Raw genomic sequence first — 364 nt, forward strand, 5'->3', positions numbered from 1 at the left:
TCGACGATTGCTCGATCTTGCCCATCGCACCGACGGCGCTGGCCACGACCTGACCGGAATGGCGGGCGCTTTCATTGGCCTGGATCGCCACCGCCCGCGCCTCGTCGGCACGCTTGGAGGAGTTGGAGACGTTCGCGGTGATCTGGTCGAGGGCAGCGGCGGTCTCTTCGAGGGATGCTGCCTGCTGTTCGGTGCGCTTGGAGAGATCGTCGGCGCTGCTGCTGACTTCGCGGGCACCGCTGTCGATGGAGGCGCCGCTTTCGGCAACCGTGTTCAGCGTGCCGCGCAGCTGCTCGATCGCCAGGTTGAAGTCTTCCCGAAGGCTTTCGAAGTCCGGCGCGAAGGGCTGTGCGAGCTGGAAGGT

At 65.9% G+C, this 364-nt stretch carries 1 pseudogene; it reads right to left on the reverse strand.

Annotated elements, in window-relative coordinates:
• Window positions 1-364, reverse strand: a pseudogene (locus tag EPK99_RS25180) (methyl-accepting chemotaxis protein); the annotation flags it as partial.

The sequence above is a fragment of the Neorhizobium lilium genome (assembly GCF_004053875.1).
Taxonomy (GTDB): Bacteria; Pseudomonadota; Alphaproteobacteria; order Rhizobiales; family Rhizobiaceae; genus Neorhizobium; species Neorhizobium lilii.